Origin of the sequence: Mycobacterium sherrisii (assembly GCF_002102355.1) — a bacterium.
GTDB lineage: Bacteria > Actinomycetota > Actinomycetes > Mycobacteriales > Mycobacteriaceae > Mycobacterium > Mycobacterium sherrisii.
Window position 1 is genome coordinate 1 of record NZ_LQPT01000081.1, and the last position, 15,881, is coordinate 15,881.

Below are 15,881 nucleotides of genomic sequence, written 5' to 3' on the forward strand. Positions count from 1 at the left end.
CAGCGGCACTGACCGCCTAAACCATCAAGTCGAAGAATCACCCGACGGCCTCGTACACCACGTCCCTGGACTTGACCGTCCTGGGAGGATTCGCCGCCGGGCTACCCGCAGACCGCGCCGTACGAATGGTGGGACTGGCATGACTCTTATGGACAGCACGAGCCCACACGATGGTTCGGCGACCCCGACCCGAACGACCCCAACGACATTCGGCCACCGCGCGGCGATCGAGCATGGCGGGACGCGAATATTTCGTCTGAAAACACAAAAGCGCGGTAGCCGTCGAACGGCTACTCGCGCGCTATTCGGGCCGTGCAGAATTCGTTAGAGAATTCGGTGGTTTGCCCGATCGACCTGGTATCCGGCCGGAAACGACTTCTCGATGACCTGCAGTTGGTGGTCCACGCGGGACTCCAGCTCCAGCACGACGCAGCTATCGCCGAGAGATTTCGACTCGAGAACTATGTATCGCTGACCACAATCGGTGATCGGGTCGCCCGAGTGCAATTTCTCGACCGGCACCGACTCCGGAGTTGCATCTGCCTCCATCTCTGACACGTTAGGTCAATTCCGCTGGTGAGGAAATAGCCCGCGCCCCGACGCGACATCAGAGCATGCGTTTCACAAACCACCCGCCTCCGACCCGGAGCCGAGTAAATGCTGCCGGTCCGATGTTCGGCTGGGTTTGTGGACGGATTTGTGACTGTGGATAAGGACGTGGGGTGTCGGGGTTGGGGTGGGGTTGTGGGGCGTGTTTTGTCGTAGCCGGTCGTGAGGATGGGGGTATGTCGTTGACCGGATTGTCGAGCGCCGTGGTGGGGGTCAGCCCGAAGGAGCGGTTGGAGGTGTTGTTTGGGGAGTTGGCGGAGTTGACCGGTCAGCGCAATGCCATTGATGCCCGCATTGTGCAAATCACCGCCGAGATTGAGCGTGACGGGTTGTGCGGGATGACCGGTGCGCGGTCGGTGGCGGCGTTGGTGGCCTGGAAGACCGGGTCGTCATCGACCAACGCCCATACCATCGCCACCGTGGCGCATCGGCTCGAGGAGTTTCCCCGCTGCGCGGCGCAGATGCGAGACGGTCGAGTGTCACTGGATCAGCTCGGGGTGATCGCCGCGGGGGCGGGGCCGGGTTCTGATGAGCATTACGCGGCGCTGGCTCCGGTGGCCACGGTCAACCAGTTACGCACCGCGGTCAAACTCCAACCGCGACCCGCCCCCGAACCCCGCCCGGCCCCGCACGCCTCGATCAACAAGACCTCCGATGAGGAGTTCACCTGCTGGCGGATCAAACTTGCCCACCTCGATGCGGCGAGGTTCGAGGCGGCGTTGGCGTCGCACCGCGAGGCGCTACTCGCAGAGTGGAAACAGGATCACGCCACCAGCAACGGTGAGGTGGTGCCACCGCTGCCGGGGACGATGGAGGCATTCCTGCGCCTGGTGGAGACGGGCTGGGATGTCGAGGCGACCCGCCGCCCACACGGGCAACACACCACGGTGGTGGTGCACCTGGATGTGGCCGCCCGGGCCGCGGCGCTGCATCTGGGTCCGCTGCTGTCGGAAGCCGAACGCCAATACCTGACCTGCGAGGCCACCTGTGAAGTCTGGTTTGAACGCGACGGCCAACCCCTCGGCGCCGGGCGCAGCACCCGGGTGATCAACCGGCGGCTACGCCGCGCCCTCGAACACCGCGACCGCACCTGCGTGGTACCCGGCTGTGCGGCCACCCGCGGTCTGCACGCCCACCACCTCCTGCACTGGGAACACGGCGGTGCCACCGAGCTAGCCAACCTCGTGTTGGTCTGCCCCTACCACCACCGGGCCCACCACCGCGGCCTGATCACCCTCACCGGCCCCGCCGACCACCTGATCATCACCGACAACACCGGCCGCCAACTCAGCAACGCATCACTGGCACGCCCACCCCAACAACCCCCACCCAACGTGCCACCGTGTCCCGGACCCACCGGCGAACGCGCCCAATGGTGGTGGTACCAACCCTTCCAACCCCAACCACCACCCAACTAAACCACAACACCCAAACCCATTGGGACATAGACGATTTCGTCTCACATGGGTGACCCGCACCGGCGCGGAGGTGCGGCACGTCATCGAAGCACTAGGTGGCAACTGAGAACCGATAAGCGTTTCGTCTATCCCGGCGGCGGGCGCAAAGAATCGGGGAGTCAAAGTCAGCATCGGCGTCGCCGCGACCGGTGACGATCACACCGCGGGCATTGAGCTTGGCCAGAGCGTCAAAGTCTGGGTTCAAGCCGACGACAGACTGCACACAGCCGATTGCAAGCGAATGCATTCGAGCGCCTGTCGCCGAAGCCAGCCAATCACCGGTCACCAGAAATCCGACAGGCACACCGCCGTCGGGCTATCGGCAAGCGCTGCCGTTACGCTCGCGGATCGCTCGACGGCCGAACCGACCCGCGAGCCAGTTGGGCCAGCATCGCGTTGTAGGCGGCCAGGTCGGCGTCGTCGTCGCGATCGGCCGCCCGGTCGAGGCGCCGTGCGGTCCGCTCGTCGCTGCGCGCCCACTGCACCAGCAGGGCCAGCATCACGATCACGAGCGGCACCTCCCCCGCCGCCCAGGCGATACCCCCGCCCAGGTGCTGGTCACCCACCAGATCGGTGTGCCAACTCAAACCCAGGGACCGGTAGTAGGCCTCGCCGAGCACGGTGGGGGTGCCCATCAGCTCCACCCCGAAGAAGGCATGCAAGGGCAGCGAGGCGAACACCACACCCACCTTGGCCAGCGGCGGGATCGGCCGGGGTGTCGGGTCCACGCCGATCACCACCCAATAGAACAGGTAGCCGCTGACCAGGAAGTGCACATTCATCGCCAGGTGCCCGGAGTGACTGCCCACCGCGGCGTCGAAAATGCTACTGAAGTACAGGCCGTAAAACCCGGCGACGAACAGCACGGTGGCCACGATCGGATTGGTCAGCACGCGCGACACCTTGCTGTGCAGAGCGGCGAGGAGCCATTCCCGCATGCCGGGTGGGTCGTTGCGTCCGGCGGCGGGCAGCGCGCGCAGCGCGAGGCTAACCGGGGCGCCGAGCACCAGCAGGATCGGCACCAGCATCGACAACCCCATATGCGCGGCCATGTGCATGCTGAACATCGCCGGCATGTACCGGCCAACGCCCGACGAGGTGACAAACAGCAGGGTCAAACACCCCAACAGCCAGGCCAAAATGCGGCCAGCAGGCCAGTGGTCGCCGCGGCGCCGCAGCCGCAGTACCGCCGCCACATACAGCGCCGCGAAGACGATGGCGGCCGTGCCGAAGACCAGATCGAAGCGCCAGTCAAACAAGACGCGGGCCAGGGTAGGCGGTCCGTCGAAGTCGTAGCCGATCTCGGCTTCCGGGATCGACGGCAGCGGGTTCGGTGGTGGCGGCGGCGGGGTGCGGCCCAGCCCGACGGCGATGCCGAACGTCACCCCGAACAGGGCCGCCTCGGCGAGGGCCAACCGGATCAGGGGCTTGCGCGCCGCGGGATCGCGTTGCAGGGCAGCGACTCCCGTCCGGCGCTGCCGCCAGCCCAGCACGCCCAGCGCGCACAGCGCGACGAACTTGGCCAGCACCAGCCGCCCGTAGGTGGTGGTCAGCAGGTCCGACGGCAACACCCGCACCAAGGCGTTCATCACGCCGCTGAACCCCATCGCGACCCAGCACCACAGCGCGATCATCGAGAAGCGTCGCGCGGCCAGCGCGAGGTGGTCGCCCCCGCGCAGCGAATGGGCCAGCAGCGCCAGCAGGCCACCGGCCCACACGCTGGCGGCGACCAGGTGAATCAGCAGGCTGTTGGTGGCCAGGTCATGCGAGCCGCCGGCCGACGAGTGACCGGTGAGCCCGAGGGGAATTAAGGTGATCGCGGCTCCGACGCACAACAGCGGGGTCCACGACCAGCGCAGCACCGCGGAGCTGGCCAGCGTCACCAGCGCGGCCAGGACCGCCGTCCAGCGCCAAGCGGAGGCGGTGCTGATGAGGCTGGCCAGTGACCACAGCCGGAGCGGATCGAGCTGCTCGGACACCCGATGGCCGGACACGTCGGAAATCGTCAGCGGGATCAGCAGGACGGCGCACACCGTCCAGACCGCAGAGGCGACCGTTCCCAGCCGCAGCGCCCGGTAACCGCCGGCGTCCAGCACGCCGGACTGCTGCGGCGGCACCAGAAATGCCGCGAACAGGAACGATCCCACGGCCAGTACCGCGGCGATCTCCCCCACCGCCCGCACGAACGGCAGGCCCAGCGTGGTCGCCGGGCCGGGGTCGGGTAACCCGGTGGCCGTCAATGCCTCGGCCAGCGAGAGCGCTCCGATGCCGGCGGCCGTGCCACCGGCCAGCACCGCGACGCCGGTGAGCAGTGGCCACACCGTCTCCTGCGCACTGGCTGTGGACTGCCGACCCGTCATGCGTCCAGGGTATGGGCGGTCGCCGGCAAACCCCGCGCTACCCGGTCGGTCGGGCGGCGCGCTCCTCGCGTGCCCGGTACTCGCGGGCAAGGAATTGGTTGCGCGCGATGTTCTCGACGTAGTCGAAGTCGCGCAGAATGGCGCGCAATTCGCGCCGGAAGGCGATCCGGCGTTCGGCCAGATCCGGCGCCGGGCCGATCAGATCCTGATCGGCGACGACCTGCCGGGCGGTGGCGAAGAGCAGCGTGGACACCGACTCGCTGCTGCGCACCCGGGTTTGTGCCACGTATTGGCGGCCGACTCCGAGCGCCGACTCCGTGAGTTCCCGCTGCCCGACGTCGGCGGGCGCATCGCGCAGCACGTCGGCGACGATCTCGTAGGCCTCGAAGAACACCCGCAACATCGCGTCGGCCATCAGGGGGCGCTTGGCGAATAGCATCGCGTCGATCTCCTCGCCGCCGGCGGCGACGTGCGCTTGCCAGTCGTCGTGCCAGGCCATCTCCTCGGCGATGTGCTCGCGGAACGCCACCGAGTCGGCGAAATAGAAGTCGAATTTCAGCAGATCACGCAGCCGCATCGCCTGCGCCCAGAATGCCGCCATGCGGTCGCCGTCGACGGTACGGGCATGAGCCAGCGCAAGTTCGACAATCGAGGTCTCCAAGAAGGCGTGGATGACCGAGTTCCGGTAAAACGCGGCGGCGTGCTCGCTGTCGGGTGCGATGAGCCACACCGGTTCTCGCCCGCTGTCGACGCGGGTGATCGGGTGCCCACTCGACAGGGCGTCAACGGCCGCACGCACCCCATCCCGGGTGCGCAGCCGCAGCGCACTGGTGGACACGGGCGTCTGCTTGCGGTCGAGGTAGTCCAAGGAGTCCTGCAGCGTGTGGTGCAGTTGGTCCAGCGTCAGCGCCGCGCCACGCGTGGTCAGCAGCAACGCGCATACCAGACCCGTCGCCGTCACCGGCGTCGCACGCAAAATTCGCCACGCCACTTCGAACGACATCTTTTGCAGCGCAAGGCGTTTCGCGTCGCGGTCGTGGTCCAGCGGGCCGTGCGACGGGCCGAGGTATTGTCGCATCGACACGGCCTCGGGGAAGCGGACGTAGATCTTGCCGTAGTTACGTTCGCCCTGCGCCTTGATGAAGTTGTACAGCCACAGCACGCCCTCGGGTGTCTTCTCCCCGCCGCGAGCGTAGGCCGCGTACTCGGCCGTCTCGTGCAGCTGATCGAAACCGATCGAAACCGGTTGCAGCAGAATGTCTTCACTACGGCCATCGAGATACGCGTCGGCCACATAGGACATCAAACCGAGCTTGGGCGGCAGCATCTTGCCGGTGCGCGAGCGGGTGCCCTCGATCGACCAGCTCAGGTTGAACCGCTTCTCGACGATGTAACCGACGTACTCACGCAGGACGTACCGATAGAGCGGGTTGTTGGCGATGTCGCGGCGGATGAAAATGACGCCGGAGCGCCGCAGCAGCGGGCCCATCAGGCCGAATGACAGGTTGATGCCGGCGAATACATGCACCGGTGGCAGCCGATTCTCCTGCATCGCCACCGGCACCACGGCGCCATCGATGTAGGAGCGGTGCGAGAACAGCAGGACCGCGGGATGGATTTCCAGCGCGTTGCGCATGGCGGCGACCTGGAAGGCGTCATAATCGATTTCGGGGTCGAATCCGCGGCACACCGCCCTGGCCAAGACGGAAACGAGGTCGACGGACACCCGGCTCCACCCGGTGGCCAACTCGTCGAGCATCTTGCCCGCCTCCTCGACGGTCGCGCCCGGAATGGCTTTCAGCCCGGCGCGGAACCGGGAGGACGCCAGGATCTCGGGTTTCAACAGTCGAGGAGATTTGTATTGCGGGCCCAGTATCCGGTACTCGGCCCGCTCCAACGCCAAAAGCGCTCGGCGCGTGACGAATTGGGCGAAGTCGCGCTCGTCCTCGCCGACGGTGGTGTCGTGCCACTGCTGACGGAGTTCGGACACCTTGGCTGCTTCACCGGCTACAACCCGGGCTCGGTGCGGATCGCTACGCACGATGTGGCGCTGGCGACGGGCATTGGGGTGGTAGGGATCCCAACCCGGCAGCAGCCCGGCGACTTTCGCGACTCTGCCGCGATCCGGGGCGGGCAGCCAGAACACCCGCACCGGCACGATAAACCGGTCCTCCCCCGAAGCCAGTTGATCGGCAAGAAGATTCAGCGCCGACGACGACGCGCCGGCGGGCAGTTTGAGCACATCGAGCTTCACATCCGGGTTGCGTGCTCGTTGCTGACCCAGCCAGTCCATCACCAGCTGGGTTTCGACACCAGACCGCATGGACGCCAGCACCAGCGAATCCTGTGCCGTCAGGACTGCGCTGCTAGCCGCGGCCAATTGCGTCACGTGCGCCCTTCGGGCGGGGAGGTCATCTCGGTGTCGGATTCCTTCGGGGCCGGCTGCGGCGTCTGACCGTCTTTAAGCGCAACTTCCGATAGGTTCGGATGCTGCGGGGCGGCCTGGGGTTTGGCAGCAGGCTTGGGCGCCGCCTTCTTGGGCGCCGCCTTCTTGGGCTTCGCTTTCTTGGCCGGCGCCTTGGCCTTCTTGGTCGGGGACTTGGCCGGCCCTGATTTCTTCGCCGCCTTCTTCTCGGCGTACAGATCGACCTCGGGCAGTTCGTCAGCCGGCCAGTTGGCCAACGTGTCCAGATACAGCTGGCGCACCTCGGCGATGCGGTCGGGCAACGTCTCAACGGTCCAGTCCTGCACCGAAATCGGCGGGAACACCGCGACGTCCACCGTGCCCGGATTGATCGTGGTGGAGTTGCGGGCGGCGACGAGCTCCGCGTTACGGATCACGATGGGCACGATCGGAATCCCGACCGCCATCGCGATCCGGAAGGGCCCCTTCTTGAACGGCCCGACCTCGGTGGTGTCCATCCGAGTACCCTCGGGCGCGATCAGAATCGACAGGCCCTTCTTGGCCCGCTCCTCTACCGTGCGCATCGTTTCCATGGCGGCGACCGGATCGTCGCGGTCGATGAACACGCCGTCGGTCAACCGGCCCAGCGTGCCGATGATCGGGTCCTTTTGTAACTCCTTTTTGCCCACGGCGACCCAGTTGTCGCGCACCAGCGAGCCGGCAATCAAGGCATCAACCTGGTTACGGTGATTGAAGATGAACACCGCGGGGCGCTGCGCGGTCAGGTTCTCTTTGCCGATGACATTCAGGCTGACACCGGCGGTCATCAGCAACGACTGCGGGAACGTCGAGGTGAAGAAGTTGACGCCACGGCGGCGGCTGCCGGTCAACAAACCCACCCCCACCGCGCCGGCCGCGACCGGGAACATCGACCCGATGCCGGCCAGGGTCCGTATCTGCCGTCGCAATCCCACCGGACCGCGACTGTTGAAACGCAGGATCGGCCAGCCGCGCCGCTTGGCGACCGCGGCCATCTTGCCTTCAGGATTGGTGGGGCGTGGATTGCCGACCAGATACATCAACGCGACGTCCTCGTCGCCGTCGGCGTAAAAGTAGCTGTCTTTGAGATCGATGTCGTGTTCGGCCGCAAACCGTTGCACCGCAGCGGCTTTGCCCGGTCCCCATAGGATGGGCCTCACCACCTTGCCGGTCAGCAGTCCGTCTTCGTTGGTCTCGAACTTGTTGGTCAGGGTGTTGGTGATGCCCAGGAATCGGGCCACCGGGTTGACCTGGATGGTCAGCGCTGACGAGCTGAGCACCACGGTGTGGCCGCGGGCGACGTGGGCGCGCACCAGTTCCCGCATCTCCGGGTAGATGCGCGACTCGATCCGTTGGGCGAACAGTCGCTCGCCGATCTCGTCCAGGTCGGTCAACAGCCTCCCAGCCAGCGCGGCGGAGGCCTTACCGATCAGGTCCTCGAACTCGATGCGCCCAAGAGTGTGGTTGAGACCCGCCTGAACCATGGAAAGCAACTCCCCAACCCCCATGTCGCGCCGCCGCAGCCGCTCCTGGGTCAAGATGACGGCGGTGAAACCGGCGACCAGGGTCCCGTCCAGGTCGAAGAACGCGCCGATCTTGGGCCCGGGCGGACTGGCGAGGATCTCGGCGACCGAACCGGGTAGCCGCAAATCCTTTGCGGGCGCTCCCTTCTGGTTGTCTTCGGCGGGGCTCATGAGCTCGACACCGATCGCGACGTCGCTTCGGTTTGGGCGACGAACGACGCGGGCACCGCGCGTGGCGGCGGGTCACCGGCGAGCGCGAGGATCTCATCGAAGCCCTCCAGCAGGCATTGGGCGAACAACGCCTCCTCTCGCACCGCCGCGCGGTCATAGCGCACGGTGATGGTGCACCAACCCCCTCGCGAAATCAGCACCACCATCATCGCGACGCCGGGTAACGGACCAATGCCGTACTGCCGCAAGACTTTTGCGCCGGCAATGTACGTGTCGCCCGGGTACACCGGAACATTGCTGGCCTGTACATCCGAGCCGATGACCGAGCCGGTGATGCCCTCTAGCACCGCCGAGGGCAAGACGCTGAGCACCGGCGCCAACGCACCGATGATGTTCATCGCCGGCTCGTCGCGGCGCTGGGTCATCTGGGCGCGGATCTTCTTCATGCGCGACACCGGATCCGCGGTACCCAGTGGCGCGGCCAGGTTCACGCCGGTGAACCGGTTGCCGCCGGCAGTGTCGGCGTCGGCCCGCAGCGAAACCGGCACCGCCATCGGCAACGTGCCGATCGGTACTCCGAGCGCCTGGTGGTAGCGGCGCAGCGCGCCTGATAGACCGGCCAGGTACGCGTCGTTGATCGATCCGCCGCCGGCCTTGGCGGCCTTGTGCAGATCGGAGAGTCGGATGTCGATCGCCTCGGTGCGCGACGCCAGGCTGCGCCGACGCAACAACGGCGAAGGCTCCGCGGCGCGATTGATCACCCGCACTCCCGACACCGCGTAGTCCACGATTCCCGAAACCGTCGACACCGGTTCCAGGACGGCCCGACCGGCGGCCGACACCGCCCCGGCCACCGCACCCACGACACCGCCGACGATGTTCAGCGGCAAGCGGTTTAGGCCCTGGCGCATCAGGTCGTTGGGCGACAGGTCTTGCGGGACCGGCACCGGCGGTGTCGGTTTGGCCGGCGGATCGCGTTCGAGATCGTAGATTTCGGCGAACATCTCGACACCACCCACACCGTCGGTGACGGCGTGGCTGACGTGCAGCAGCGTCGCGGCCTTGCCGTCGGGCAATCCTTCCACCAGGGTGGCCGTCCACAGCGGCCGCGAGATGTCCAGTGGCGACTGCAAAATCAGCTCGCCGAGGTCGAACACCTGGCGCAGCGTGCCCGGTTCGGACACCCGCAGCCGGCGGACGTGGAAGTCCAGGTTGAAGTCGGGGTCGACCACCCAGCGCGGGGACGCGGTGGGCAATGTCGGCACGACGACCTTCTGCCTAAGCCGCAGCACCTTTCGCGACGCGTTCTCGAACCGGGTCCGGAACCGGTCCCAGTCCGGCGTGCTATCAAGCAGTTCCAGCGCCATGATGCCCGAGCGGGTACGCGGGTTGGCTTCGCCACGATGCAGCAGATAGTCCACCGGCCCCAGCTCGTCGGGCAATCTGGGACGTCCGTCGGGCTCAGCCATGATCATCAACTCGACGCGTCAACCTCGTCACAGCCGATCAAGCCTCCTGATTCAGCTTCATCACCCGGATAGCCCCACCAACGCTAGTCGGGATGACGGGCCGGTGAAAGGCACGATTCGGTCGCTACGCGAGCCGGTCACGGGTCGTGAGCCGTGCGCAACTCAGCTGGCTGAGGTCGCCGAGAGCGGCCACGAGTCGATCAGCGAGCTGTCCCGACGGCCGTAGACGATGCCCAAAAAGTCGCCGACGGCGTTGGCGGCCAGCCGCGACCGGGCCGTGGACAGGATGTCGAACGCGTGGTGGGCGTTGGCGAGCTCGGCGTGCGCCACCACCGGGGCGCCGGCCGCACGCATCGCCGCGCAGAAGTCCCTGGCCTGGGTGCAGGGCACCAATTCGTCCTTCTGTCCGTGCAGTACGAAGAAGGGCGGCGCTTGGTCGTGGACGTAGGAAATCGGCGACGCCGCGCGGAACCGTTCGGGTGTCTCGGTGTATCGAGCGCGCATGACGAACTGTTCGAGGAACGGCATCATCAGCTCGTGCATGGTGTCGGCGTTGGTGAAGTCGTAGACCCCGTAATAGGGCACCGCCGCCTGGACCGTGGTGTCGGCCTCTTCGAATCCCGGCTGGAATTGCGGATCGTTGGGGGTCAGCGCCGCCAATGAGGCGAGGTGTCCGCCGGCCGAGCCGCCGGTGATGGCGATGAAGCTGGGGTCGCCGCCGTAGTCGGCGATGTTCTCGCGGACCCAGGCGATGGCCCGCTTCACGTCGATCAGGTGCGCCGGGAAGGTGGCCCGCGGGCTCTTGCTGTAGTCGATCGACACGCAGATCCAGCCCAGTTCGACCATCCGGCTCATCAGCGTGTAGGCCTGACCGCGTTTCCCGTTGACGGCCCACGCCCCGCCGGGGACCTGGATCAACACGGGCGCGCGCCGGCCAGGCGTCGTGTCGTGGCGGCGCCAGATGTCCAGCAGATTGTCGCGACCGTGCGGCCCGTAAGCGATATCGGAGGTCTGTGCGGCATACCGACGGTGTGGGCCGGGTCGCTTCAACAGCCCGCCGCGTGGTGCGCATTCGGACTCTTCGCAGGCGGGGTGGCACACATCGTCGACATATCCCGACCCGAACGTCTCCTCGAGCGCCGCGGTGAGCGTCTGCTCCGCGCGCTGGCCGGCCCAGGTGGCGCCGACCCGACCGATCGCGGGCGTCGAGACTCGCGACAGCGCGTGCCCGGTTACCACGTGCGGGGGAAACTCGGTGGTCAGCCAGCCGGCAAACCAGCCCACGGCGAACGGCGAACCGCGCAGCAGCAGGGCGGCCGCCCGGGACGCGCCCCTGGCCTCGGCCAACAGGCGGAACGCTTGCGCACCAGCACTGGCGTACCGCCCGGTCTTGCTCCTGGCCACGCCCATCGAACGGCTCTCCTCGACCTCATGCACACGCCTCGTTGCGGTTAACAGCCGTTTACCGGCTGATGTTGTCCGTGTGTCGAGGGTCTATACGATAACCGGTTTCGCTAGCGGTGCAATGCTTTTCGCGCGTGTCGCGCCGGCGAGTCGGGGTTGCGGGCATTCTTGGATAGACTGACCTGCGCATTGCCTCCGTAGCTCAGGTGGATAGAGCAAGGGCCTTCTAATCCCTAGGTCGCAGGTTCGAATCCTGCCGGGGGCGCAGGTCAGAGAAGATTTTTAGTGCTTCAAATATACCTCGATTCACCGCTTATTCGGCGGATTTGGAGCGGTACCCGACACGGCCGTGTCGAGCAGGTCAGCGACCTCGGAGTGCACCTGGCCTCGTTTCATGTACGTGTCCTGTGTCATCGACACCTTGGCGTGGCCGAGCTGGTCAGCACCGATGCGGGCAGACAAGCCGCCCTCATCGATCAAGGTCGCGACGGTCTTGCGGAACGAGTGCGACGTCACGTCCGGTACGCCGAGCGCGGCACGGGCCTCGCGCCACTGTTGCGAGAAGTTGTCTGGATCGCGCAACGTGCCGACCGATGACGGGAAGATCACCTCGCACTCCCCTTCGATTGCCCGCCTGCGGCGCGCATTGAGCGCGTCGGCAGCGAACTTCGGTAGCGGTACCGTCCGGGCACTGTCCTCTGTCTTGGTCTCCGCGACACGCATTACACCCTTGCCCGCCGCCCGAACAACCTTTCCTGAGAGCCGTCGTCCGCCGGGATCATGCAATGCCTGTAGCCGAAGCTGCGGTAATCATCCGGCTGCCCCAGGTTTTCCCAGCCGTCAACCCAGAGGGCGCCCGCGGGCAACGGGACATCAGGGACGTCAGGTCGCAGATTATTGGTGGTGGTCATGGCCACTTCCTTTCGAGAGGAGTTGTTTGGAGAAGTATTATTTATAGCATTGCTATAACATATTCAACAAGGGCATTTTCGGCAAACGCCGAAAAACAAGGCGGGGGCGACGGAGATGCTTCTAGCGACGCTATACTGATCGGACCATGAATCACTTGGCCCTGATCAGACGCGCCGTCAGGCGCCGTGAACGGCATCGCGCGGACGACGACGCCGAGATACGTCGCCTCGTCTGCGAAGGCTTCGCCCAGGGCATTCCCGGTCGGGAGCTTGCCGACGCCGTAGGGGTATCAGTGCCCCGGATCTACCAGATTCGCGACGGCCGGCGTTGAGCACGTTCTCCGAGGTTAAGATAGACACATCGACTCCTTGTCAGTCGGTCACTCCCCGGCCTGCTCGCGCAGGCGCGGGGACTCTTCAATTTCTGCCGTTTATTCGGCGAATATGGCGGGCCTACGCCGTTAATTCCCGTTAGCTCCGGTTTGATCCAGTTGGCTTAAACCCTTGTGCCACAGCGTGAGTCGTTATCTCACGTTACTTTCCGGAATGTGCCATAACGCTAAATTTCCTAATCCCTAGGTCGCACGTTCGAGTCGTGCCGGGGGCACCAGCAGGTTGTATTACCTCGGGTGATGCTTGGATCAGGCGGCCGAGTCGGGCTTCGACAGGCTGTCGAGGTCCGGCAGGGGCTTGCTGCAGATTCCGTGAGCCTCGCGGTCGGGCAGTCCGAAGAGGCGTAGAAGTTCCTGGGTCACTTGGTCGGCGATGACTCCGTCATCGCGATCGGGGCGGTCCCTGATGAGGACGCCGGCACCTATCAGGACGCCACCCGCGATGGTGAGCGCTAGGTCTGGGTCGGCGATGGTGAAGCGCCCGGCCTTGATGGCGGCGGAGAGATCGCGTCGCGCTCGCGGGGCGACGCCGCGCTCGGAACTGATGAGCGCGAGCCCGTTGTTCAGGATGATCTGGGACTCCCGCGGACGTCGACGGAACAGCCGTCCGGTCAACCGGAAGCTGCACGCGAAGGTTTCGGCGGGATCGTCGATGGGTGCGGTCAACGCGTCGAGCAGCGCTCCGTGCGCGTCGAGGACGTCGGTTACCGCGGCGTCGAATAGTTCGTCCTTGCTGCTGAAGTGGTTGTAGAAAGAGCCCATCCCCACGTCGGCGGCCTGGGTTATGTCCAGCACCGGGACATTCAGCCGCCCTTCGGCGATGAACGTCTGAGCGGCTTTGATGAGTGCGGCGCGGGTGCGCTGTTTCCGGCGCTCGACCCGGTTCGCCGTCTGCTCGTTTGGAACGGTCATGGGACTCCTTGGCATCGTGCGCTGCGCACATTCTAGGCCCTTATCTCAGAAATGAGGATTTCGTCAAAATGTCTTGACTGAGCGTAACGTCGTATGTGACGATTTCGTCAGACACGCGGGAAGAGGTCCGGTGAGTCACAGAGTCGACGTCCATCACGACATCCACAGTGCGCACGGGGCACTTCGCGGCGAGCATCCCGGAAGGTCGCGCAATCCGGTGATCAAGGTGCGCGACATCGCCTGGCTGGAGTTCGACAAACCCGACCTGGTACGCGCTGAGGCTTTCGCCCGCGCTTTCGGGTTCCAGGTGTCGCTGAGCTCGCCCGACGAATTGCACCTGCGCGGAACCGATCCCGGTGCGGCGTGTGTGATCGTCCGGCGCGGCGATCGCAGTCGCTTCGCCGGAGTTGCCTTCGCCGCGCACGACGAGATCGACGTCATCAAGCTCGCGGACGCCGTCGGAGTGCCGGCGCGACCGCTCCCCGAGACCACAGGGGGCTTGGTGGCCGAGTTGGTCGATCCCAGCGGCATACCGGTGCGCGTCGTGGCCGGCATGCGTGAGTTACCCGCACTCCCGTCGCAACCACCCCAGCCCGTCAATGCCGACCACGAGGTTGCACAGATCAACACGACGCTGCGTCCGCCGCGGGTGCCGGCGCGCGTGCAGCGACTCGGGCACGTGGTCTTGCAGTCGACGAGGTATCTGCAGTCGCTCGACTGGTATCTCGACAACCTCGGCATGATCGTCAGCGACTTTTTGTTCTTCCCGGGTCAGCGAGAACGCGGACCCACCATGAGCTTCATCCGTTGCGACCGGGGCGCCACGCCGACCGACCACCACACCCTGGCGATGGCTCTTGGCCCGCGCGACCGCTACGTTCACTCCGCCTACCAGGTCGCCGACCTCGACGCACTGGCGGCCGGCGGTGAGTACCTGGCCGATCGCGGCTACGCCCGGTCATGGGGCATCGGCCGTCACATCCAGGGCAGCCAACTGTTCGACTACTGGCGCGATCCGGACGGTTTTCTGGTCGAGCATTTCGCTGACGGCGACATGTTCGACGACACCGTCGAACCCGGATGGGCACCGTTGACCGCAACCGGACTAGCGCAATGGGGTCCCCCGGTTTCCAAAGACTTTCTGGGAACCAGCCCCCGGCTCGTCCTCGACGAAGCGCTGTCGATGATCACCGGACTTCGCCGCGACAACGAATTCGACCGCCACCGCCTTTTCGGCCTACTGAGAGCAGCCTCCTCGTGACCATCTCCGTCCTGCGCACCGCCAACGCCTGGTACGTCCGAAACAGCAACGGCGCCAAACGAATTCGCACCGATGCCAGCACCACCGCGGAGTTGCTCGCCGACCGCGCCGCAATCGCGGCCGCCGCCGCCGACAGCGGGGCCGACGTCGTCGACCCCGCCGAACTGCAGCTGCAGTCTCCGCTCACGAAGCCGTGCCGGGTCATCGCACAGATGACCAATTTCGAGTCCCATGTCAAGGATTCGGGGATGGATCCCAAAACCATGCCGCTGACCTTCTTCCGCAAGTCGTCGGCCTCGATCAGCGGCCCCTACGACGACATCGTCAAACCCCGCCACGTCCGCTTCCTTGACTACGAGGTGGAGATCGGCCTCGTCATCGGGCGGGATCTGCCGGTGGGAACCTCGATTACCGACGCTAATTTGCCCGAGGCCATCGCGGGGCTGGTCATCACCAATGACGTCTCTGCGCGAGATGTCCAGTTGCCCCAGACGCAGTTCTATGAAGCCAAGTCCTATCCGACATTCACCCCCACCGGCCCGGCGCTAGTCCTGCTCAGCGCCGAAGAGCTCGTCCGCTTCGGCGATCTGCGGCTGCGGCTGTCGGTCAATGGTGACGAACGGCAGAACGCACTCGTCGAGGGCGACATGCTCTACCGGCCCCTGCGCGCCCTGCAGTCGTTGATCCGCTTCCAGGACCTCTTCGCGGGCGACCTGATCCTGACCGGCACACCCATGGGCACGGCGCTGAGCGCGCCGCCCAAGCCGATCGAGATCATCGGCTCCTTGTTGCCGCCCGCGGTGAGGTGGAAGGCATTCTTCAAACGTCAGGCGGACAACAAGAAATACCTACAGCACGGCGACGTCGTCGAGGCCCGGGTGGCCACCGACGACGGTGCCATCGACCTCGGCACCCAACGCACGACGGTCGTCTACGCGTGAGCCGTTAGCTACTCAGCGCCCTGGTCAG

13 protein-coding genes, 1 tRNA gene and 1 pseudogene are annotated in these 15,881 nt (G+C 65.8%); 6 read left to right on the forward strand and 9 right to left on the reverse strand.

Annotation, left to right across the window (positions count from 1 at the left end):
- Positions 1-78: 78 nt before the first annotated feature.
- A pseudogene (locus tag AWC25_RS14700) lies at positions 79-279 on the forward strand (hypothetical protein); the annotation flags it as partial.
- Between the two features lie 45 nt (positions 280-324).
- Here the strand turns inward: AWC25_RS14700 and AWC25_RS14705 are convergent.
- Complete coding sequence (locus AWC25_RS14705; RefSeq protein WP_069399430.1) at positions 325-549, reverse strand: hypothetical protein; 225 nt, start codon at positions 547-549, stop codon at positions 325-327.
- Positions 550-785: 236 nt separating this feature from the next.
- Between AWC25_RS14705 and AWC25_RS14710 the strand changes: the two genes are divergently transcribed.
- Positions 786-2,027 (forward strand): HNH endonuclease signature motif containing protein, encoded by a 1,242-nt coding sequence (locus AWC25_RS14710; protein ID WP_085167005.1) that lies wholly within the window; start codon positions 786-788, stop codon positions 2,025-2,027.
- 374 nt (positions 2,028-2,401) lie between these two features.
- Here AWC25_RS14710 and AWC25_RS14715 read toward each other — a convergent pair whose 3' ends face one another.
- The 5 genes from AWC25_RS14715 to lipQ all read right to left on the reverse strand — a co-directional run bounded on the left by AWC25_RS14715 (position 2,402) and on the right by lipQ (position 11,442).
- A complete protein-coding gene (locus tag AWC25_RS14715; protein WP_069398869.1) occupies positions 2,402-4,426 on the reverse strand; it encodes a bifunctional copper resistance protein CopD/cytochrome c oxidase assembly protein in 2,025 nt (674 codons plus the stop codon).
- Positions 4,427-4,463: 37 nt separating this feature from the next.
- Entirely contained in the window at positions 4,464-6,815 is a 2,352-nt protein-coding gene (locus tag AWC25_RS14720; RefSeq protein WP_085167006.1) for a glycerol-3-phosphate 1-O-acyltransferase, read from the reverse strand.
- Positions 6,812-8,563, reverse strand: a complete 1,752-nt coding sequence (locus AWC25_RS14725) for an HAD-IB family hydrolase/lysophospholipid acyltransferase family protein (protein WP_085167007.1) — start codon at positions 8,561-8,563, stop codon at positions 6,812-6,814. The genes AWC25_RS14720 and AWC25_RS14725 overlap by 4 nt, the downstream gene beginning before the upstream one ends.
- Positions 8,560-10,032, reverse strand: coding sequence for a wax ester/triacylglycerol synthase family O-acyltransferase (locus AWC25_RS14730; protein ID WP_142278851.1), 1,473 nt, complete (start codon positions 10,030-10,032; stop codon positions 8,560-8,562). Before AWC25_RS14730 ends, AWC25_RS14725 begins: the two co-directional genes overlap by 4 nt.
- Before the next feature lie 162 nt (positions 10,033-10,194).
- A complete protein-coding gene (lipQ, locus tag AWC25_RS14735; protein WP_085167075.1) occupies positions 10,195-11,442 on the reverse strand; it encodes an esterase LipQ in 1,248 nt (415 codons plus the stop codon).
- Between the two features lie 185 nt (positions 11,443-11,627).
- Here lipQ and AWC25_RS14740 point away from each other — a divergent pair.
- Positions 11,628-11,701, forward strand: a tRNA-Arg gene (locus AWC25_RS14740).
- Between the two features lie 41 nt (positions 11,702-11,742).
- Here AWC25_RS14740 and AWC25_RS14745 read toward each other — a convergent pair.
- Together AWC25_RS14745 and AWC25_RS14750 are read right to left on the reverse strand one after the other, a co-directional pair.
- Complete coding sequence (locus AWC25_RS14745) at positions 11,743-12,159, reverse strand: tyrosine-type recombinase/integrase (RefSeq protein WP_085167009.1); 417 nt, start codon at positions 12,157-12,159, stop codon at positions 11,743-11,745.
- Complete coding sequence (locus AWC25_RS14750) at positions 12,159-12,347, reverse strand: hypothetical protein (protein ID WP_085167010.1); 189 nt, start codon at positions 12,345-12,347, stop codon at positions 12,159-12,161. Before AWC25_RS14750 ends, AWC25_RS14745 begins: the two co-directional genes overlap by 1 nt.
- Before the next feature lie 146 nt (positions 12,348-12,493).
- Between AWC25_RS14750 and AWC25_RS14755 the strand changes: the two genes are divergently transcribed.
- A complete protein-coding gene (locus AWC25_RS14755; RefSeq protein ID WP_085167011.1) occupies positions 12,494-12,679 on the forward strand; it encodes a hypothetical protein in 186 nt (61 codons plus the stop codon).
- 309 nt (positions 12,680-12,988) lie between these two features.
- Here the strand turns inward: AWC25_RS14755 and AWC25_RS14760 are convergent, their stop codons facing one another.
- On the reverse strand, positions 12,989-13,651 hold the full coding sequence (locus AWC25_RS14760; protein WP_085167012.1) for a TetR/AcrR family transcriptional regulator: 663 nt from the start codon (positions 13,649-13,651) through the stop codon (positions 12,989-12,991).
- Positions 13,652-13,781: 130 nt separating this feature from the next.
- Here AWC25_RS14760 and AWC25_RS14765 point away from each other — a divergent pair, with 130 nt between their 5' ends.
- The gene (locus AWC25_RS14765; RefSeq protein ID WP_085167013.1) at positions 13,782-14,912 is read left to right on the forward strand and encodes a VOC family protein; all 1,131 of its coding nucleotides are present in this window, start codon (positions 13,782-13,784) and stop codon (positions 14,910-14,912) included.
- Positions 14,909-15,853 (forward strand): fumarylacetoacetate hydrolase family protein, encoded by a 945-nt coding sequence (locus AWC25_RS14770; protein ID WP_069398855.1) that lies wholly within the window; start codon positions 14,909-14,911, stop codon positions 15,851-15,853. The genes AWC25_RS14765 and AWC25_RS14770 overlap by 4 nt, the downstream gene beginning before the upstream one ends.
- Positions 15,854-15,881: the final 28 nt, after the last annotated feature.